Below are 17,889 nucleotides of genomic sequence, written 5' to 3'. Positions count from 1 at the left end.
CCACCCCGAGCGTTGGTTCCGCGGGCCGGTGTCGTGGGGACCACCGCACCGGTTCGCAAGCCATCGTATGTTCGATCGGCCCGATTCGCCCTGGGATACGGCAGGCGGCGCGATCAGCCCGGGCGCCGCTCCCCGGGCACACAGAACTCGTTGCCCCCGGGATCGGCGAGCACCCCCCACGGCTGATCGCCCTGCCCGATCTCCGCGTGCCGGGCGCCGAGCGCGAGCAGGCGGGTCACCTCGGCCGTCGCCCGACGGCTCGTGGAGGAGATCGTCGTGCCCGTGCGCGACGGTGCCCGATAGTGGGCACCAGCACCACGACACACCAGCACCACGACAGCGGCGACGACGAGGAGACCCACGGATGACACGCCCGATCACGGCAGGGGTGGACGGCACTCAGGAGAGCCTGGCCGCGCTGGACTGGGCGGGCCGGGAGGCCGTACGCCGCGGGCTGCCCCTGCGCGTGGTGCACGCCTGGCGGTACGCCGAGTCGCTGGCCATCGCCGACCGGATCACCCAGCGGGGATGGGCGTCGGAAGGAGTGGCGGAGGCCGTGCGCGCCGTCTCCGAGCGGCATCCGGAGCTGGAGGTGAGCGTCGACGTGGTCGAGGGCGAGCCCGTGCACGCGCTGGCCCGTGCCGCGGCGGAGGCGGAGATGCTGGTGCTGGGCTCGCGCGGGCACGGGCCCGTGCTCGGGTTCCTGCTGGGCTCGGTCGGCCAGCAGGTGATCGCCGAGGCGGCCCGGCCGGTGGTCCTGGTGCGCGCCGGGGACCAGCCGGCGTCCGAGGCCGCCGGACGGGACGTCGTGGTCGGCCAGCACGGCGACCCCGAGGACAGCGCGGCCACGCTGCGGTTCGCGTTCGAGACGGCGGCGGCCCGCGGCGCGGCCGTCCGGGCCGTCCGGGCGTGGACCCTGCCGCCGGTCTTCGCCTACAGCCCCGGCTCGCTCAAGCTCCTGGACGACGCGGGCGGTCTCGAGCCCTACGAGCAGCAGGCGCTCACCGAGGCGCTGCGGCCCTGGCGGGAACGGTTCCCGGACGTGCGCGTGGCCGAGCACGTCGAGATGGGAAGCGCGGGCCAGGTGCTGCTGTCGCTGGCCGACCGGGCCCAGCTGATGGTCGTCGGGCGCCGGGCACACCGTACGGCCGTGGGCGCCCGGATCGGCTCGGTCGCGCACGGGATGCTGCACCACGCCGAGTGCCCGGTCGCGGTGGTCCCGCACGAGTGAGCTACTCGGCCTCGGTCGGCTCCAGGCCGGCCCGCGCCTTGGGCAGCACGTTGTCGATGTAGTCCTCGACGGCCGTGTCGAGGCCTATGTCGTGCTGGGCGCGCTCGGACAGGTACCAGCGGTGTTCCAGGAGTTCGTGGTAGATCTCGGCCGGGTCCATCGAGCCGCGCAGCCGGGGCGGTACGGCCCGCACGGTGGGCCGGAACACGTCCCGCACCCACCGGTGGGCCAGGACTTCCGGGCGGGCGGCAAGCGGATCGCCGGGCGCGTAGTCGTCCTGGGTGGCCATCCAGCTCTCCAGGTCGTTCAGCAGCCGCCGCGCCTGGTTCTCCTCCGCGTCCAGGCCGGTCAGCCGCAACAACTGCCGTTGGTGGTGGCCGGCGTCGACGACCTTCGGCACGAAGGTGACCGTGTCGCCGTTGGAGGAGTGCTCGATCTGCATCTCGGCCACGTCGAAACCGAGGTCGTTCAGCCGGCGGATCCGGCGTTCGATGTAGTGGTACTTGCCCGCCGGGTACACCGAGGTGCGGGTCAGCTCCTGCCACAGGCCCTGGTACCGGGTGCAGATCTCGTGCCCGAACTCCACCGGGTCGACGGACGGGTGCAGCGCACCGGACGCCTCCAGGTCCAGCAGTTCGCCGCTGATGTTCACCCGGGCCAGGTCCAGGTCGTACTCCCGCTGGCCCGGGCTCAGTCGCGGGTGCAGATCGCCGGTCTCGGCGTCGACCAGATACGCGGCGTAGGCGCCCGCGTCCCGCCGGAAGAGGGTGTTGGACAGCGAGCAGTCGCCCCAGGCGAACCCGGCCAGGTGCAGCCGGACCAGCAGCACGGCGAGGGCGTCCATCAGCCGGTGCATTGTCGCCGGGCGCATGGTCGTCTCGAACATCGACCGGTACGGCATCGAGCCGCGCAGATGCCGGGTGATCAGGACCGGCTCCAATGGGGCGCCCGAGCGGTCGGTGCGGCCGGTGACCACGGCGAGCGGGTCGACGGCGGGGATGCCGAGCCGGTCCAGGTCGCGCAGCAGCCCGTACTCGCGCAGCGCGGGCCGCTCGGCCAGCTCCTTGACGGCGATCACCTCGTCGCCGGCGTGCGCGTACCGCACCACGTGCCGGGAGATGCCCCTCGGGAGCGGCACGAGGTACTCCTCGGGCCACTCCGCCAGGGGCACGTCCCAGGGCAGGGCGAGCAGGAGCGCGGGATGCTCCGGGTTCGTGGCGCTGATCTGCAAGGCCATGGCACGAACCCTAAGGCCCCGCCCGCGTGTTCTAGGAGGCCCGGTCCCGTGCCTGCTCGGCCGCCGCGCGCACGGGACCCCGGTGGACCGGCCCGTGACCGGGCAGCAGGGTGTCGCCGTCCAACGCGCCGATCGTCTCCAGGGAGGCCAGGACACCGGCCCGCTCGTGGTGGAAGAAGTCGAGCAGTATCTGCGGTCCCTCGACCCGCGAGGTCGCGTGGCCGCTGACCAGGGCGTCGCCGGAGATGACGATGCCCGCCTCGGGGAGGTGGTAGACGCAGTGACCGCCGGTGTGGCCCGGGGTGTGCACGGGCACAGGGCGGCCGGGCAGGTCCAGGGGGCCCTCGCCCGGGAACGGCTCGGGAGCGGTGACGGGGTTGTGGTCGGTGCCGCCGACGCGGATCACATGGGCCGCCCAGGGCAGGACGCCCGGCCGCCAGGCGTTGCGCACCACGTCGCCGATGGAGGCCTGCTGCAGGAACTCCCGCCGGGCGTGCGGTACTTCGGCCGGGTGCAGATAGACCGGCGTGCCGTGGATGGCGCGCAGATACTCGGCCGAGCCCAGATGGTCGTTGTGCGCGTGGGTGATCAGCACGGCGGCGACCGCCTCCGGGGAACTGCCCACCTCGGCGAGGGATTCGAGGACTCCCTGGCGGTCTCCCGGATAGCCGGTGTCCACCAGGGTGACGGCGTCCCCGTCCTTCAGGATGACCCAGTTGACGTGGTTGCCGTGCACCAGATAGGTGCCGTCGGCGACTTGGTGTACCTCTGCCCGCATGATCTCCCCGAACCCTGTGACCGACCGTCCGGGACAGCCAACCAGATGTGCCGGCGCTCGCGCACCGGTGGGTCGCGTCACTGCACGCCGTGCGGCCGGAACTGGATGCTGATGCGCGGCCCCGAGGCCCGGGCCGTCTTCGGTACGCAGTGCTCCCAGGTCCGCTGACAGGAGCCGCCCATCACGATCAGGTCGCCGTGGCCGAGCGGCCGCCGCAGCGTCGTACCGCCTCCGCCCGCCGGACGCAGCAGCAGGTCCCGGGGCGCGCCGACGGAGAGGATCGCGACCATGGTGTCCTCGCGGGCACCTCGCCCGATCCGGTCCCCGTGCCAGGCCACGCTGTCCCGGCCGTCGCGGTAGAAGCACAGCCCTGCGGTCGTGAAGGGCTCGCCCAGCTCCTCGGCGTAGTGCTGGGACAAAGCGTCACGGGCCTCGTCCAGCACCGGGTGGGGGAGCGGGGCGTGCGCCTTGTAGAAGGCCAGCAGGCGCGGCACGGTCACCACGTTGTCGTACATCTTGCGGCGCTCCGCCCGCCACGGCACGTCCGCCACCAGCTCCTCGAACAGCGCGTCGGCCCCGCTCAGCCAGCCCGGCAGGACGTCGATCCAGGCGCCGGCGCCCAGCTCGGTCCGGCGCAGCCCGTCGAGGGGCCCGAGCCGCAGCTCGTCGGTCTGGTCGAAGAGGGAGCCCTGGAGGTGCGTGGACATGGATCCAGCGTACCCCTTAATCGAAAATGCGTTCCCCTCCGATCGGGTCTTTCGATACAACGATGTATCGGATACATTTCTGTATCGAACAGGGAGGGTCGAATGGAGGACACACCCAAGCGCGTCACCCGGCGCCGGGTCCACACCCGCGCCAGGCTGCTTCAGGCCGCGTTCGAGGTGTTCGCGGCCAAGGGGTTCGGGCGGGTCTCCATCGAGGAGGTCTGCGAGGCAGCGGGCTTCAGCCGCGGCGCCTTCTACTCGAACTTCGCCACGCTGGACGAGCTGTTCTTCGCGCTCTACCGGGAGCGCGCCGACCTCATCGCCTCCCAGGTGACCGAGGCGCTCACCCAGGACGGGCCCGGACTGGACGTGCCGACGGCCGTGGACCGGGTCACCGAGGTGCTGCTGCTCGACGTGGACTGGCTGCTGGTCAAGACCGACTTCCTGGTGCACGCCGCCCGCGACCCCGAGATCGCCCGGGCCCTCCTCGACCACCGCGCCCGGCTCCGCGAGGCGGTCGCCGACCGGCTCTTCCGGGCCCGCGGCCACACCGAACTGCCCGCCGTGCTCGGTGACGTGGACGGCGCCGCGCACGCGGTCGTCGCCGCGTACGACGGCGTCACCGTCCAGCTCCTGCTGGACAAGGACGTCGAGGCCGCCCGGGCCTGGCTCAAACAGCTGGTCACCGCCCTGCTCACGGACGGCAGCCGCACCCCCGCACCACCCCGCACGACCCCCGCATGAGGACCGTCAGGAAGGACACAGTCACGATGGACGCGGACGTCATCGTCGTCGGAGCGGGCCTCGCCGGCCTGGTCGCGGCGCACGAGCTCACCAGCCGGGGCCGCCGGGTGGCCCTGGTCGACCAGGAGAACGCGAACAACCTCGGCGGACAGGCGTTCTGGTCCTTCGGCGGGCTCTTCCTCGTCGGCTCCCCGGAGCAGCGCCGCCTCGGCATCAAGGACTCCTTCGACCTCGCCTGGAGCGACTGGCAGGGCAGCGCGCGGTTCGACCGGCACGACGACGAGGACTCCTGGGCGGTGCGCTGGGCCCGCGCCTACGTCGAGTTCGCGGCCGGCGAGAAGCGGTCCTGGCTCAAGGGGCACGGCATCGAGCTGCTGCCGACCGTCGGCTGGGCCGAGCGCGGCGACCTCAGGGCCGGCGGGCACGGCAACTCGGTGCCCCGCTTCCACATCGCCTGGGGCACCGGCACCGGCGTGGTCGAGCCGTTCGTGAACCACGCGCGCCAGGCCGCCCGGGACGGACTGCTGACCTTCCACCACCGCCACCGGGTCGACGAGCTGGTCATCGAGGACGGCACCGCGCGTGGGGTGCGCGGCACGGTGCTCGCCGAGGACCGCTCGGCGCGCGGGGTCGCCTCCAACCGCGACCGCGTCGGCGACTTCGAACTCACCGCCCAGGCGGTCGTCGTCACCACCGGCGGCATCGGCGCCGACCACGACATCGTCCGTCGTCACTGGCCCGCCCGGCTCGGCACCCCGCCGGCCGAGATGGTCACCGGCGTCCCCGCCTACGTCGACGGCCGGATGCTCGACATCAGCGCCGAGGCCGGCGTCCGGCTGGTCAACCGGGACCGCATGTGGCACTACACCGAGGGCCTGCGGAACTGGGACCCGATCTGGCCCGGCCACGGCATCCGTATCCTGCCCGGCCCGTCGTCCGTCTGGCTCGACGCCCTCGGCCGCCGGCTGCCGGACCCCTGCCTGCCGGGCTACGACACCCTCAACACCCTCAAGTACCTGCGCACCACCGAGGACATCGCCGGATACGACCACTCCTGGTTCATCCTCACCCGGAAGATCATCGAGAAGGAGTTCGCGCTCTCCGGCTCCGAGCAGAATCCGGACATCACCGCCAAGGACCGCAAGGCCGTGCTGCGCGACCGGCTGCTCGGCAAGGGCGCGCCCGCACCGGTGCAGGCCTTCCTCGACAAGGGCGCGGACTTCGTGACCGCGGGCAACCTGGGGCAACTGGTCGGGAAGATGAACGCCCTGACCGACAAGCCACTGCTGGACGCGGCCGAGGTACGCCGCCAGATCGAGGCCCGCGACCTGCAGATAGCCAACCCCTACAGCAAGGACTCCCAGGTCCAGGGCATCCGCAACGCCCGCCGCTACATCGGTGACCGGCTCGGCCGGGTCGCCACCCCGCACCGCCTCCTCGACCCCGCCGCGGGCCCGCTCATCGGCGTCCGGCTGCATGTGCTGACCCGTAAGACCCTCGGCGGCATCCAGACCGACCTCGACTCCCGCGCCCTGTCCGCCGACGGCACGCCGATCGAGGGGCTGTACGCGGCGGGCGAGGTGGCCGGCTTCGGCGGCGGCGGTGTGCACGGCTACAACGCGCTGGAGGGCACCTTCCTCGGCGGCTGCCTGTTCTCCGGCCGGGCCGCGGGCCGGCACGCGGCCACGCAAACGGGCTGACCTCAGCCCTTCAGCAGCTCCAGCAGGACCTGCGCGTGGCTCTGCTCCGGTGTCTTGGACGCGGTCAGCAGGGTCACGCGCTTGGTGCGGGCCGCCTTGCGCAGGCCGTCGAGGAGTTCGGCGGCCTCCGGAGCATCGAGCTCCGCCTCGTAGCGGCCCCTGAACTTCTCGTACGAGCCGCCCCCGTGGTACCACTTGCGCAGTTCGGTGGACGGCGTGAGCGCCTTCGGCCACTCGTCCACATGGGCCGCGTCCTTGGCGAGGCCGCGCGGCCACAGGCGGTCGACGAGGACGCGCAGGCCGTCGTCGGCTTCGGGCGGGTCGTAGATCCTGCGCACACGCACGCTCACGGTCGGGCCCCTCTCGGGTCGCGGACGGTCCCGCGAGCGTACTGCGGCGGCCCCCGGCCACCCTGTCGCGACGCGGGGCGAGGTGTCCTGAACAAGGCGGAAACCGTGTCCGGAACATGACGGAAACCGGGCCCTCGCCACCCCTAGTCTGTATCACCCGGCACTTCCTCCAGGAGCCGCATGTGACGCCACCCAGCAGACAGCCCCTCCGACGCCGTACCGCGGTCCTCGCCACCGTCCCCGTCGCCCTCGCGGCACTCGTCGGCGCCACCGGAGCCACGGTGCCGGGCAGGGCCGGCGCCTCCGGCGCGGGCGACCCCTACTTCCCGCTCAGCGGCAACGGTGGCTACCACGTCCGGCACTACGACCTGACGCTCCGGTACGACACCTCCGCCCGGCACCTCGATGGCCGGGCCGTCCTCGCCGCCCGCGCCACCGAGAACCTCAGCCGCTTCGACCTAGACCTGAAGGGCCTGAAGGTCACCGGCGTCACCGTCGACGGCGCGCCCGCGGCGTTCCGGCGCGACGGCCAGGAACTCGTCGTCACCCCACGCCAGATTCTGTGCGCGGGCCGGGACTTCCGGGTCACCGTCACCTACGACGGCCACCCGAAGCCGGTCACCGACCCCGACGGCAGCGCGGACGGCTGGATACCCACCGACGACGGCGCCTTCGTCGCCGGCGAGCCCCAGGGCGCGATGACCTGGTTCCCGGCGAACAGCCACCCCAAGGACACGTCGTCGTACGACATCACCGTCACCGTCCCCCAGGGGCGCACGGCCGTCTCCAACGGCGTGCTGCTCGGCCGACGCACCGAGCACGGCCGTACGACCTTCCACTGGCGCGAGACCCAGCCGATGGCCGCCTACCTGGCCACGGTCACCATCGGAAAGTTCGACGTCGAGCAGTACACCACCCACGACGGCATCCACGTGTACAACGCCGTCGACCCGCGCGAGGCGAGCGCGGCCGCACCGGTGCTGAAGAAGCTGCCGTCCGTCCTGAGTTGGGAGAGCAAGCTGTTCGGGCCGTACCCGTTCCGCTCCGCCGGGTCGATCGTCGACCACGCGGACGTCGGCTACGCCCTGGAGACCCAGACCCGGCCGCTCTACGACTCCGCACCCGACATCGGCACCCTCGTCCACGAGAACGCCCACCAGTGGTTCGGCGACTCCGTCTCCCTGACCGCCTGGAAGGACATCTGGCTCAACGAGGGCTTCGCCACCTACGCCGAGTGGCTGTACACCGAGCAGCACGGCGGCGACAGCGCCCAGAAGACCTTCGACGCCCTCTACGCCCGCCCGGCCCGCGACCACCTGTGGGCCTTTCCGCCCGGCGACCCGGGCAGCGGCAGGAACATCTTCGACACGCCCGTCTACGCCCGCGGCGCCATGACCCTGCACGAACTGCGCAAGGCCGTGGGCGACCGGGACTTCTTCCGGATCCTGCGTGCCTGGACGGCCGGACACCGCGGCGGCCACGGTACGACGGCACAGTTCAAGGGGCTGGCCGAGCGCATCTCGGGCAAGCGGCTGGACGGGCTGTTCCACACCTGGCTGTTCACCAAAGGCAAGCCGAACAGCGCCTGAACCCTGACCGGTTCCAAACATGTGTCGGCCAGGGTCGACACCATGATCCATCGCAGAACCGCCGTCGCTCTCCTCGCCTCCCCGCTGCTGCTCACCGGCTGCGGCGGCGGAGCCGAGGCGACCGAGCGCCGGACTCCCCCCACCCGCCCGGCACCCACCGCCACGCCCACCCCCGCGCTCCAGGCGGAGCAGGCACACCAGGGCATACCGGGCCTCGGTCCCGCGAGGTCGGCGGCGATACCCGAGCGCTGCGAGCAGGCAGTCGTCGTCACCGGGCGCGGGAAGGACTCCCCGCTCTGCACGGTCGCCCTGCACCAGCGCACCGCCGCCGGCTGGCAGACGGGCGCCCGCTGGCCCGGCCACAACGCCCGTCGCGGCTGGAGCGCCCACCACGTACTGGACGACCTGCGCTCCCCGCTCGGCGTCTACACCCTCTCCGACGCCGGCGGCCTGCTCCCGGATCCCGGCAGCAGGCTGCCGTACCACCGGTCCGGCGGTTTCCACTCGCCCGGCACCGGCTTCGAGGGCGAACCGCTGGAGGGCTGCTTCGACTACGTCATCGCGATCGACTACAACCGCCGGCCCGGCACCTCCCCGCTGGACTGGACCCGGCCGCTCGGCCCGAAGCGCGGCGGCGGAGTCTGGCTGCACGTCGACCACGGCGGGCCCACCCACGGCTGCGTCAGCGTCGCCAAGTGCCATATGAAGGAACTGCTGCGCACCCTCGACCCGGAACGGCACCCGGTCGTCGTCATGGGCTTCGCCGACTGGCTCGCCGTCTGAACCGCCTAGGATCCGAACCCGTGTGCGCACATGTACTGGTCGCCGAGGACGACGAGAAACAGGCCGAACTGATCCGCCGCTCCCTGCTGGCCGAGGGACACACCGCAACCGTCGTGCACGACGGCGCCGCCGCGCTGGACGCCGCCCGCAGCCTCGGACCCGACCTCGTCGTCCTGGACCTGATGCTCCCGGTCGTCGACGGCTTCGGCGTGTGCCGGGCGCTGCGCGGCGGCGCGGACCCGGAGATACCGGTGGTCATGCTCACCGCCCGCTCCGCCGAGGACGACCTGCTGCTCGGTCTCGAACTGGGCGCCGACGACTACATGACCAAGCCGTACAGCCCGCGCGAGCTGATGGCCCGCATCCGCACGGTGCTCAGGCGCAGCGGGCGCGGCGTCGGCACCCGGGACGACGACCCGGTCGTACGGGCAGCCGGGATCAGCGTCGATCCCGTACGGCACGAGGTGCGCTGCGGCGGTGCGACCGTGGACTGCACGCCCGCCGAGTTCCAGATCCTGCTGGCCATGGCCGCGGAGCCGGAACGGGTGTTCACCCGGCGGCAGTTGCTGCAGTGCACCCGCGGCTTCGACCGGGCCTCCACCGAGCGGGCCGTCGACGTCCACATCATGAACCTGCGCCGCAAGATCGAGACCGATCCGCGCCGGCCGGTACGGCTGGTAACCGTGTTCGGCGTCGGCTACAAGCTGAGCGGCACCCGGCCGTGAGGCGGCGGCAGCCCCGAGCGGGGTGGGGGGCTTCCGTGAGGCGGCGGCAGCCCCGAGCGGGGTGGGGGGCTTCCGTGAGATGCGGGCGGGCGCGAGCGGGGTGGGGGGCTTCCGCGAGCTGCCCGCGGCTTCGGGACGGGCGGAGGCGTCCGTGAGGCGTCGATCGCTCCGAGTCCGGCCGGGCATGCCCGGGCAGCGCGGGCAGGGCGGCGCCGGCCCGCAGGCGCCCATGCGGCGGCGGATCCCGCTGCGCAAGCGGCTTCTCGTCCGGCTGCTGTCCGTCTCCGCCCTGATCGCGGTCTGTTCGGTGGCCGCCACCGCCTGGCTCGCGGTGACCACCACCACCAGCGCCCTGAAGGAGGAGCAGGGCCAGGACCTCGCGGCCGACAACAGCATCCTGGCCCGGCTCAGCGGATACGCCGCCACCCACTCCGACTGGACGGACGTCCGCCGCACCGTCCGGCAGCTGGCCGCCGAGACAGGACGCCGGATCGCCCTCACCACCGCCGACCGCACCCTCGTCGCCGACTCCGCGCCCCGCGGCACCCCGATGCCGCCCCGGCCCGCCGCCACCGTCGACCCGCTGCGCACCGACACCTACAGCGAGACCGGCGCCCAGCTCAGCGGCATCGACCCGCGCGTGGTCGGCCCCTACCGGCTCCCGGCGAAGGAACGAGCGCAACTGGAGGCGCTGGCCGCCAAACGCAGGCAGTGCTACGAGCACTACGGCCTCCAGCCCGGCACCGTCCACACGGCGAGCGGGCGGCCCGTCGTCACCCTGCCCGACGGCACCGACCCGGCCGGCTACGGCGCGGAGATGTGCGAGGACGGACGGCTCAACGCGCCCACGACGACGGAACGCAAGGCCCTGGCCGACCTCACCGACCTCGCCCGGCCCTGCCTGAAACAGGCCGGACTTGATTTCGGCGGGCAGCTCTTCCTCACCTTCGACCCCAGCGGCAAGGACCCCTTCGGCGGCGGCTACCTCGTCGCCAAGTACGCCAGAGTGGGCAAGGAGGCGACGGCGCGGGCCGCCCAGCACTGCATCCTGACCGCCCGACGCACCCAACTGGAGCCCTACGTGGCCCCGGTGGCCGACCTGTTCCTCGGCATCGGCGACCAGAACACCTCCCGCTTCGACATGTCCCCGGCCAACAAGGCCAAGGTGATCGGCGCGGCCGGACTGGTCCTCGCCGTCACCGTCGCCGTGACCGCCCTCGTCGCCATCCGGCTGGTACGGCCGCTGCGCGCGCTGACCGAGGCCGCCCAGCAGCCGCCCGAACTGCACGTACGGGTCCCGGTGACCACCCGGGACGAGACCGGCATCCTCGCCGAGGCCTTCAACGACCTGACCGAGCGCCGCGCACGCCTGGAGGCGCAGCGCAAGGCGATGGTCAGCGACATCGCACACGAGCTGCGCAGCCCGCTCACCAACATCCGCGGCTGGCTGGAGGTCGTCCGCGACGGAGTCGTCGAGCCCGACCCGCCCCTGCTGGACTCGCTGCACGAGGAGGCGCTCGTCCTCCAGCGGATCATCGACGACCTGCAGGACCTCTCCGCCGCCGACGCCGGCACCCTGCGGCTGCACCGCGAGCCGCTGCGGGCCGGTGATCTGCTGGACCAGGTGGCCGCCGCCCACCGGGTCGCCGCCGACGCCGCCGGGGTCGCCCTGCGCACCGAGACCGGCGCCGGCGCCTGGCTCGACGCCGACCCGGTGCGGATGCGGCAGGCCCTCGGGAACCTGGTCTCCAACGCGCTGCGGCACACCCCGGCCGACGGCACGGTCACGCTCGCCGCCCGCCGGGACGGCGCCGACGTCGTGCTGACCGTCACCGACACCGGCTCGGGCATCGCGCCCGAGGACCTGCCGCACGTCTTCGACCGGTTCTGGCGTGCCGAGAAGTCCCGCAGCCGCCGCACCGGCGGCAGCGGCCTGGGCCTGCCGATCGTGCGCCACCTGCTCGCCGCCCACAACGGCACGGCCGAGGCCGCGAGCGAGCCCGGCCAGGGCTCCGTCTTCACCCTGCGGCTGCCCGCGGCCGGCCCACCCGCGGACCCCACCTGACCGCCTCCGGTTCCCCGTGCGCACCAGGGGTACTCCGCTCGCGCGGCGCAGTCGAGGGAGGCCAGGCCATGAGCGCACCGGAGAACCTGCCGGTCGTGTCCACGCTCGCGGAGGTGGCCCGCCTGGTGGACGAGCAGCAGGGCCTGTACGTCCGCTGGTCCCTGGTGCCCGGCACCGACCTCGCCGAGGTCTCCAGCACCGACGACCTCACCGGCGTCCCCATGCCCGGGCTGTCCGCCAGTTCGCTCGACATCGAGAGCTGGTGGGATGACCGCTCGGGGGAGCTGTGGGTGGCCCGCCGCCTCTACGACTACACGCACCTGCCGCACGGCAAGGGGCCACAAGGGGCCCGGTGTCCGTCCCTGGGTCCTGCGGCGCCGGGAGGCCGCCCGGGGCCCCGACAACGAGCCCCTCGTGACCGATGCTGAGCCGTTGTGCTGGATCGCGGACGAGGTGATCGACGCGGCGAAGGCCGAGGTGGCGCGGCAGGAACGGGCGTGGGGGACGCTGCGCCGCGGTGGCCGCTGAGGTCCGGACCGCGGGTGCCCGGGTCAGCCGGAGCTTGGCCGGGAGCGGGCGCGGCGGTGCAGTGCCCGGCGCTCCAGCTCGGTCGTCCCGCCCCAGACGCCGATGCCCTGTCCCGTCTCCAGCGCCCAGTCCAGGCACTCCTCCCGGACGGCGCACCGGCCGCAGACCGCCTTGGCGCGCTGGGTCTGCACATGCGCCGGACCGGTGGTGCCGATGGGGAAGAACAGGTCGGGGTCCTCGTGACGGCACGCGGCGTGGTCGCGCCAGTTCTCCATGGAAGTCTCCCGGATCCGATCGAAATCGTCGGTGTCTGTCGAATGCGTACTGCGTGCTTGCGGGTTCGGGTGACCGGTCGCGGCGGCGTGAAACGGCGTGTGCGACAAGGGATCGCGCGGCGACGGCGATTCGGCCACGGGTGCGCGTACGGCCCGGGGCGAGCCGTACGCGTTCAACGGGCCGGGAACGGTGCGGACGGGCCACCGGGCCGTGGGCACCCGTGCCCGACCGGGCACCGGGGGCGCGGAGTTGAGGGCGACCGGGACCGCCGTCCGCCGCGCCACCGCCCGACCACCGTACTGCGCGGGGCCCTTGCGCCGGTGCGAAACGGATAATCCGAAACGGATAATCCGAAACGGATAAAGCATAAACGGATGAAACGTGACGGGGCCGTCAGTGGCGCAGTGCCTCGGCCGCCGTCGCCGTCACCGCCTCGGCCAGTGCGGCCAGCGCGGGGGAGTCCAGCTTCCACTGCTGCCGGTACAGCGTGACGTCCATCCACTCCTCGGGCGCGAGGAGCACCAGCCGTTCGGCGCCGGCCTCTCCCTGATCGTCGCCATCGGCGCCCAGAACGCCTTCGTCCTGCGGCAGGGGGTGCGCCGGGACGCGGTGCTCGCCGTGGTGGGCATCTGCGCCCTGTCCGACGCGGTGCTCATCGCGGTCGGCGTCGGCGGGGTCGGGGCGGTCGTGGTGGCGTGGCCGGGCGCGGTCCGGGCGGTCGGGATCGTGGGCGGCCTCTTCCTGCTCGGCTACGGCGTCCTCGCGTCCCGCCCGGTGCTCAGGCCGGGTACGGCCGGGCTGAGCACCGAGGGGGAGGCCGCGGGCTCCCGGCGCCGCGCGGTGCTCACCTGTCTGGCGATGACCTGGCTGAACCCGCACGTCTACCTGGACACCGTGTTCCTGCTCGGCTCCCTCGCCGCCGACCGGGGCGCGCTGCGCTGGACCTTCGGGCTCGGTGCCGCGCTCGCCAGCGTGTGCTGGTTCGCCGCGCTCGCCTTCGGTGCCCGGCTGCTCGGACCGCTTCCTGGCCCGCCCGGCGGCGTGGCGGGTGCTGGACGGTCTGGTCGCAGTCACCATGCTGGTGCTGGGGGTCACGCTCGTGGCCGGATCCTGAGGCCGGATCCTGAGGCCGGGTCCTGGGCAAAACCCGTTCGATGTGCACTGGGTCCGCTGAGATAGTTAGGCTCTCGAATCGAAAAGATGTAGCGAGCAACCTCTATCGGCAACAGGACATCCGTGGACACGACCGAGAGCAGCACCACCGAACCCGACGCCGCGACGGACGCGGCGGCTCCGCCCCGGCGCGGCTGGCGCCGCTGGGCGATGGACACCCGTCCGCTGAGCATCCCGGCCTACCGGCGCCTGTGGACGTCGACCATCGTCACCGCCGTCGGCAGCCAGCTCACCGCCGTCGCCGTGCCCAAGCAGATCTACGACGTCACGCACTCCTCGGCGTGGGTCGGCTATGCGAGCCTGGCCGGTCTGGTGCCCATGGTGGCGTTCGCGCTGTGGGGCGGCGCGGTCGCCGACACCGTGGACCGCCGCAAGCTGCTGCTGGTCACCAACACCGGCATCGCGGTCACCTCGCTGCTGTTCTGGGCACAGGCCGTCACCGGGATGAACTCCGTCGCCGTCCTCATGGTGCTGCTCGCGTGCCAGCAGGCGTTCTTCGGCCTCAACGCCCCGGCCCGCAACGCCTCCATCGCCCGGCTGGTCCCCGCCGGGCAGCTGCCCGCCGCCAACGCGCTCGGTTCCACGGTCATGCAGACCGGCCTGGTCGCCGGCCCCCTGCTCGCCGGTGTGCTGATCCCGGTCATCGGGCTGCCCGCGCTGTACCTCATCGACGCCGTGGCGCTGTGCGTGACCGTGTGGGCCGTCTTCCGGCTGCCCGCGCTGCCACCGCTCGGCGAGGCCGCCGTCCGCCGGGCCGGGGTGCGCGAGATTGCCGCCGGGTTCCGGTACATCTCCCGGCACAAGGTGCTGCTGCTGTCCTTCCTCGCCGACATCGTCGCCATGGTCCTCGGCATGCCACGCGCCCTGTTCCCGCAGCTCGCGGCGCAGACGTACCACTCCTACGGCGAGGGGCTCGCGCTCGGTGTGCTGTTCGCCGGCATCCCGGTCGGCGCGGTGCTCGGCGGTCTGTTCTCCGGGGTGTTCTCGCGGGCCCGCCGGCACGGCTGGATGGTCATCGGGGCGGTCGTCGGCTGGGGCGTGGCCATCGCCGGGTTCGGGCTGAGCCGCGATCTCTGGGTGGCCCTGGCCTTCCTCGCCGCGGCCGGTGTCGCCGACATGGTCTCGATGGTGTTCCGCGGCGCGATCCTGCTGTCGGCCGCGACCGACGAGATGCGCGGCCGGATGCAGGGCGTGTTCACGGTGGTCGTCGCGGGCGGGCCGCGCCTGGCCGACGTGCTGCACGGCACGGCCGGCTCGGCCTTCGGCCCGCGCGCCGCGGTGGCGGGCGGCGGCGCGCTGGTCGTCGTGGTGATGCTGGCCCTGGCCGCCGTGGTACCGGCGCTGCGCCGCTACCGGATCTGAGTCACACCAGACCGCCGCGCCCCTTGGTCGTGTACTGGTCCATCAGCTTGCCCCGGGTCGTCTCCAGGCGGTGGGCGAGGATCTCGGCCACCGTCCGCACCAGCGAGAGCCCGAGCAGCGGGTCCTCCACGCACAGCGCGAGCACCGATGGCCCGTCGAACTCGTAGGCGCGTACGTCGGTGAAGGCCACGGCGCCGAAATCCCACTGGTACGGCGGGAACAGCCAGGACCAGCCGAGCATGTCGCCCGCGCCGAGCGTGGCCACGGTGACCCGCTGCCGGGAGGTGACCTGCTGGTCCAGGTGGACCGCGCCGGAACGGATCACCCAGAACCGGTCGGCCGTGCCGCCCGCCTCGAAGATGCGGGTGTCCTCCGGGAACGAGACCTCCTTGGCCAGTTCCATAAGGCGCTCGCGCTGCGCCTGGGGCAGGGCGGTCAGCAGTTTTATCGCTTTGGTCATGGCGCGGGGCTCCTCGCCGAGGGTCCGGGGGTGCTTTCCCTAAGCCCATTTCAGCCGCTGCCGCCCCTACGGGCACCTTGAAGGACGCGGATTTCCCCGACACGTGGGTCCGCAGCCGCTTCCGGGCAGCAAGAAGCCCTGGCTGGACGGGGGAAGCCAGCCAGGGCCGTCTGCGGTGACGCCGTGGAGGGAGGAAGGACGGTTCCGGTCACCTCCGGCATCACGTATGTATGAACGATAAACCATCCGGCGGTTGTTGTACCAATCGGTAGCGGGTCAGGTGACCTGTTTCACGCCCTCCGTCCCGACCGGCCTCCCGCCCGGACAGACGATCTCCTCCAGCACTCGCGCCACCGCCTCGAACGTCCACGCCCGGGCCGTCGCCTCCTGTGCGCCGTCCGGATCCGTCGCCGTCAGGTTCTGTGCGCGTTCCCGCCAGGCCCGCTCCTCCGCGGCCGCGTGTTCCCGGCCGCGCTGGATGCGCCGCAGCAATTCGTCCGCGTCCACGACATCGGTCATACCCGTCTGGTACCCGCGAAGCCGCGGTGATGGACACGGAAGCCGACGGTGTTTGACGGCTCCGCATGAGGTGAGGCGAAAAGGAGGAACCTGGCAGCCCGGGCATGGCTCAGGGAGGAAGGGATGCGCGACAAGCACCGCACCAGCTGCTCGGCGACGCTGCGGGAACCGCGCCGCCAGCCGTGCCGGCCTGCCGAAGCCCGCAGAACCGTGGAGCGCGTGGTGACCGAACGGTGCCGGGCCCGCGCCATGCCCTGCGGCGAAGCGGCCATGGAGGACGCCCTGCTGGTCACCTCGGAGCTCACCACCAACGCCATCCTGCACGGCGGCGGCATCACCGGTTTCGACGTCGACGTGGACTCCGGGGGCGTACGGGTGTCGGTGAGCGACAACAGCGACGAGCTGCCGGTGGCCGCCGCACCCGTCGACGACTGCGGCCACGTCCGGCTCGGCGGCCGGGGCTGGCCCATCGTCTGCCGCCTGTCCCGGGACATCCGGGTGGTGCAGCTGCCCTGCGGGGGCAAGCGCATCACGGCCGTCGTACCGCTGCACTGAAGCCGTGCGGAAGTTCCGCCCCTGGGGTGTTTGCTCCCCGTAGCGAGGGGCAGGCGGAATCTCGTGCTTCGGACCGGAGGCGCGCGCCCAGCAGGAACCGTACGACTGCCCGGGTCCCCCTCTCGGCGGGACCGGGCGACCGACCCGCGGCGAACCCTGACACCACCGTTCGGGCCCGGCCCGGGAAGCCCCTTCCGCCGTGTGCCCTGAAACCACGTTCAGGAGCGATTCCGCATGCTGACCGACATGTCGACAACTTGTCCCGGCACGCACACCACGGACTCGGCCGCCGCCGCACCCGCGCGGCGGCCCCATGACGACGCCCCCGACACCGCGGCGCTGTTCACCCGGCTGGCGGAGCTGGACGACGGCCCCGAGCGGGACGCCGCACGCGACGAACTCGTCGCGGCATGGCTGCCCATGGCCCACCGGATCGCCGGCCGCTTCCGCGACCGGGGCGAGTCCGTCGAGGACCTGCGGCAGGTGGCGGCCCTCGGGCTGGTCAAGGCCATCGACCGGTTCGACCCCTCCCGCGGAGCCTTCGAGAGCTACGCCGTGCCGACCATCACCGGCGAGGTCAAGCGCCACTTCCGGGACCGGATGTGGGCCCTGAGGGTGCCGCGCCGGGTGCAGGAACTGCGCAACCGGGTGCGTGTGGCCCGGCGCGAGCTCGCCCAGCACCCCGGCAGCCCCGAACCCACCCTCGCCGCCCTGGCCGCCCACACCGGACTCACCGAGGAGGAGGTCGGCGCGGGCCTGGAGGCCCTGGAGAGCTTCAGCACCCTGTCCCTGGACGCCGAACTGTCCACCGGCGACGACGGCTACAGCCTCGCCGACACCCTCGGGGCGACGGACACCTCCTACGACGTCGTGGTCGACCGCGAGGCCGCCAAGGAGGGGCTGCGCCGGCTGCCCGAGCGGGAACGGGCCATCCTCTACATGCGGTTTTTCGAGGACATGACGCAGAGCCGCATCGCCGACCGGCTGGGCATCTCCCAGATGCACGTCTCCCGGCTGATCAGCCGCAGCTGCGCCCGCGTCCGCGACGAGGCCATGGGCCGGCGCGCGTGCGGGACGGACCCGGCATGAGCGCACGGCCGACGGACC

Annotated in this window: 17 protein-coding genes and 4 pseudogenes; 12 read left to right on the top strand and 9 right to left on the bottom strand. The window is 72.7% G+C overall.

Features of this window, described 5'->3' with window-relative positions; genetic code table 11:
- Nucleotides 1-113 precede the first annotated feature (113 nt).
- Nucleotides 114-245 (bottom strand): annotated as a pseudogene (locus AB0M27_RS26920) (VOC family protein); the annotation flags it as partial.
- A gap of 119 nt (nt 246-364) precedes the next feature.
- Between AB0M27_RS26920 and AB0M27_RS26915 the strand changes: the two are divergent.
- A complete protein-coding gene (locus AB0M27_RS26915; protein ID WP_365724898.1) occupies nt 365-1,231 on the top strand; it encodes a universal stress protein in 867 nt (288 codons plus the stop codon).
- A 1-nt stretch (nt 1,232) separates the two neighbouring features.
- Here the strand turns inward: AB0M27_RS26915 and AB0M27_RS26910 are convergent, their stop codons facing one another.
- From AB0M27_RS26910 to AB0M27_RS26900, 3 genes are all read right to left on the bottom strand, one after another.
- Entirely contained in the window at nt 1,233-2,468 is a 1,236-nt protein-coding gene (locus AB0M27_RS26910; protein ID WP_365724896.1) for a DUF4032 domain-containing protein, read from the bottom strand.
- 31 nt (nt 2,469-2,499) lie between these two features.
- Complete coding sequence (locus AB0M27_RS26905) at nt 2,500-3,246, bottom strand: MBL fold metallo-hydrolase (protein WP_365724894.1); 747 nt, start codon at nt 3,244-3,246, stop codon at nt 2,500-2,502.
- Nucleotides 3,247-3,323: 77 nt separating this feature from the next.
- Nucleotides 3,324-3,953: an alpha-ketoglutarate-dependent dioxygenase AlkB gene (locus AB0M27_RS26900; protein ID WP_365724892.1), complete on the bottom strand. Its 630-nt coding sequence runs from the start codon at nt 3,951-3,953 to the stop codon at nt 3,324-3,326.
- Nucleotides 3,954-4,055: 102 nt separating this feature from the next.
- On the opposite strand from AB0M27_RS26900, the gene AB0M27_RS26895 reads away from it, so the two are divergent.
- Complete coding sequence (locus AB0M27_RS26895; protein ID WP_365724890.1) at nt 4,056-4,697, top strand: TetR/AcrR family transcriptional regulator; 642 nt, start codon at nt 4,056-4,058, stop codon at nt 4,695-4,697.
- Between the two features lie 26 nt (nt 4,698-4,723).
- A complete protein-coding gene (locus tag AB0M27_RS26890; protein ID WP_365724992.1) occupies nt 4,724-6,397 on the top strand; it encodes an FAD-binding dehydrogenase in 1,674 nt (557 codons plus the stop codon).
- A 2-nt stretch (nt 6,398-6,399) separates the two neighbouring features.
- Here the strand turns inward: AB0M27_RS26890 and AB0M27_RS26885 are convergent, their stop codons facing one another.
- Nucleotides 6,400-6,747: a DUF488 family protein gene (locus AB0M27_RS26885; protein WP_365724888.1), complete on the bottom strand. Its 348-nt coding sequence runs from the start codon at nt 6,745-6,747 to the stop codon at nt 6,400-6,402.
- Nucleotides 6,748-6,929: 182 nt separating this feature from the next.
- Between AB0M27_RS26885 and AB0M27_RS26880 the strand changes: the two genes are divergently transcribed.
- From AB0M27_RS26880 to AB0M27_RS26860, 5 genes and pseudogenes are all read left to right on the top strand, one after another.
- Complete coding sequence (locus AB0M27_RS26880) at nt 6,930-8,336, top strand: M1 family metallopeptidase (RefSeq protein ID WP_365724886.1); 1,407 nt, start codon at nt 6,930-6,932, stop codon at nt 8,334-8,336.
- A gap of 42 nt (nt 8,337-8,378) precedes the next feature.
- Nucleotides 8,379-9,119 (top strand): L,D-transpeptidase family protein, encoded by a 741-nt coding sequence (locus tag AB0M27_RS26875; RefSeq protein WP_365724884.1) that lies wholly within the window; start codon nt 8,379-8,381, stop codon nt 9,117-9,119.
- Between the two features lie 20 nt (nt 9,120-9,139).
- A complete protein-coding gene (locus tag AB0M27_RS26870) occupies nt 9,140-9,844 on the top strand; it encodes a response regulator transcription factor (RefSeq protein ID WP_365724879.1) in 705 nt (234 codons plus the stop codon).
- 229 nt (nt 9,845-10,073) lie between these two features.
- Nucleotides 10,074-11,909 carry an ATP-binding protein gene (locus AB0M27_RS26865; RefSeq protein WP_365724989.1) on the top strand — a complete coding sequence of 612 codons (1,836 nt, stop codon included), beginning with the start codon at nt 10,074-10,076 and terminating at the stop codon, nt 11,907-11,909.
- A gap of 68 nt (nt 11,910-11,977) precedes the next feature.
- Nucleotides 11,978-12,437 (top strand): annotated as a pseudogene (locus AB0M27_RS26860) (DUF6098 family protein).
- Between the two features lie 23 nt (nt 12,438-12,460).
- Here the strand turns inward: AB0M27_RS26860 and AB0M27_RS26855 are convergent.
- Both AB0M27_RS26855 and AB0M27_RS26850 read right to left on the bottom strand, forming a co-directional pair.
- Nucleotides 12,461-12,712: a WhiB family transcriptional regulator gene (locus AB0M27_RS26855; protein WP_365724877.1), complete on the bottom strand. Its 252-nt coding sequence runs from the start codon at nt 12,710-12,712 to the stop codon at nt 12,461-12,463.
- A gap of 394 nt (nt 12,713-13,106) precedes the next feature.
- Nucleotides 13,107-13,241: pseudogene (locus tag AB0M27_RS26850) on the bottom strand (ArgP/LysG family DNA-binding transcriptional regulator); the annotation flags it as partial.
- Here AB0M27_RS26850 and AB0M27_RS26845 point away from each other — a divergent pair.
- Both AB0M27_RS26845 and AB0M27_RS26840 read left to right on the top strand, forming a co-directional pair.
- Nucleotides 13,188-13,827: pseudogene (locus AB0M27_RS26845) on the top strand (LysE/ArgO family amino acid transporter). The pseudogenes AB0M27_RS26850 and AB0M27_RS26845 sit on opposite strands and share 54 nt — an antisense overlap.
- A 122-nt stretch (nt 13,828-13,949) precedes the next feature.
- Nucleotides 13,950-15,248 carry an MFS transporter gene (locus AB0M27_RS26840; protein WP_365724875.1) on the top strand — a complete coding sequence of 433 codons (1,299 nt, stop codon included), beginning with the start codon at nt 13,950-13,952 and terminating at the stop codon, nt 15,246-15,248.
- Between the two features lies 1 nt (nt 15,249).
- Here AB0M27_RS26840 and AB0M27_RS26835 read toward each other — a convergent pair whose 3' ends face one another.
- Together AB0M27_RS26835 and AB0M27_RS26830 are read right to left on the bottom strand one after the other, a co-directional pair.
- A complete protein-coding gene (locus AB0M27_RS26835; protein ID WP_365724872.1) occupies nt 15,250-15,708 on the bottom strand; it encodes a cyclic nucleotide-binding domain-containing protein in 459 nt (152 codons plus the stop codon).
- 276 nt (nt 15,709-15,984) lie between these two features.
- Complete coding sequence (locus AB0M27_RS26830; protein WP_365724870.1) at nt 15,985-16,227, bottom strand: hypothetical protein; 243 nt, start codon at nt 16,225-16,227, stop codon at nt 15,985-15,987.
- 123 nt (nt 16,228-16,350) lie between these two features.
- Here AB0M27_RS26830 and AB0M27_RS26825 point away from each other — a divergent pair, with 123 nt between their 5' ends.
- Together AB0M27_RS26825 and AB0M27_RS26820 are read left to right on the top strand one after the other, a co-directional pair.
- The gene (locus tag AB0M27_RS26825) at nt 16,351-16,782 is read left to right on the top strand and encodes an ATP-binding protein (protein WP_365724868.1); all 432 of its coding nucleotides are present in this window, start codon (nt 16,351-16,353) and stop codon (nt 16,780-16,782) included.
- Between the two features lie 234 nt (nt 16,783-17,016).
- Nucleotides 17,017-17,871, top strand: a complete 855-nt coding sequence (locus AB0M27_RS26820) for a SigB/SigF/SigG family RNA polymerase sigma factor (protein ID WP_365724866.1) — start codon at nt 17,017-17,019, stop codon at nt 17,869-17,871.
- Nucleotides 17,872-17,889 lie beyond the last annotated feature (18 nt).

It is taken from the genome of Streptomyces sp. NPDC052107, from assembly GCF_040680215.1.
Classification (GTDB): domain Bacteria; phylum Actinomycetota; class Actinomycetes; order Streptomycetales; family Streptomycetaceae; genus Streptomyces.
This window is presented reverse-complemented; position numbering and strand designations above follow the sequence as displayed.

Coding starts and splice junctions, on each gene's coding strand:
- AB0M27_RS26915 (WP_365724898.1), top strand. CDS start 365: ATGACACGCCCGATCACGGCAGGGGTGGACGGCACTCAGGAGAGCCTG.
- AB0M27_RS26910 (WP_365724896.1), bottom strand. CDS start 2,468: ATGGCCTTGCAGATCAGCGCCACGAACCCGGAGCATCCCGCGCTCCTG.
- AB0M27_RS26905 (WP_365724894.1), bottom strand. CDS start 3,246: ATGCGGGCAGAGGTACACCAAGTCGCCGACGGCACCTATCTGGTGCAC.
- AB0M27_RS26900 (WP_365724892.1), bottom strand. CDS start 3,953: ATGTCCACGCACCTCCAGGGCTCCCTCTTCGACCAGACCGACGAGCTG.
- AB0M27_RS26895 (WP_365724890.1), top strand. CDS start 4,056: ATGGAGGACACACCCAAGCGCGTCACCCGGCGCCGGGTCCACACCCGC.
- AB0M27_RS26890 (WP_365724992.1), top strand. CDS start 4,724: ATGGACGCGGACGTCATCGTCGTCGGAGCGGGCCTCGCCGGCCTGGTC.
- AB0M27_RS26875 (WP_365724884.1), top strand. CDS start 8,379: ATGATCCATCGCAGAACCGCCGTCGCTCTCCTCGCCTCCCCGCTGCTG.
- AB0M27_RS26865 (WP_365724989.1), top strand. CDS start 10,074: ATGCGGCGGCGGATCCCGCTGCGCAAGCGGCTTCTCGTCCGGCTGCTG.
- AB0M27_RS26855 (WP_365724877.1), bottom strand. CDS start 12,712: ATGGAGAACTGGCGCGACCACGCCGCGTGCCGTCACGAGGACCCCGAC.
- AB0M27_RS26835 (WP_365724872.1), bottom strand. CDS start 15,708: ATGACCAAAGCGATAAAACTGCTGACCGCCCTGCCCCAGGCGCAGCGC.
- AB0M27_RS26830 (WP_365724870.1), bottom strand. CDS start 16,227: ATGACCGATGTCGTGGACGCGGACGAATTGCTGCGGCGCATCCAGCGC.
- AB0M27_RS26825 (WP_365724868.1), top strand. CDS start 16,351: ATGCGCGACAAGCACCGCACCAGCTGCTCGGCGACGCTGCGGGAACCG.
- AB0M27_RS26820 (WP_365724866.1), top strand. CDS start 17,017: ATGCTGACCGACATGTCGACAACTTGTCCCGGCACGCACACCACGGAC.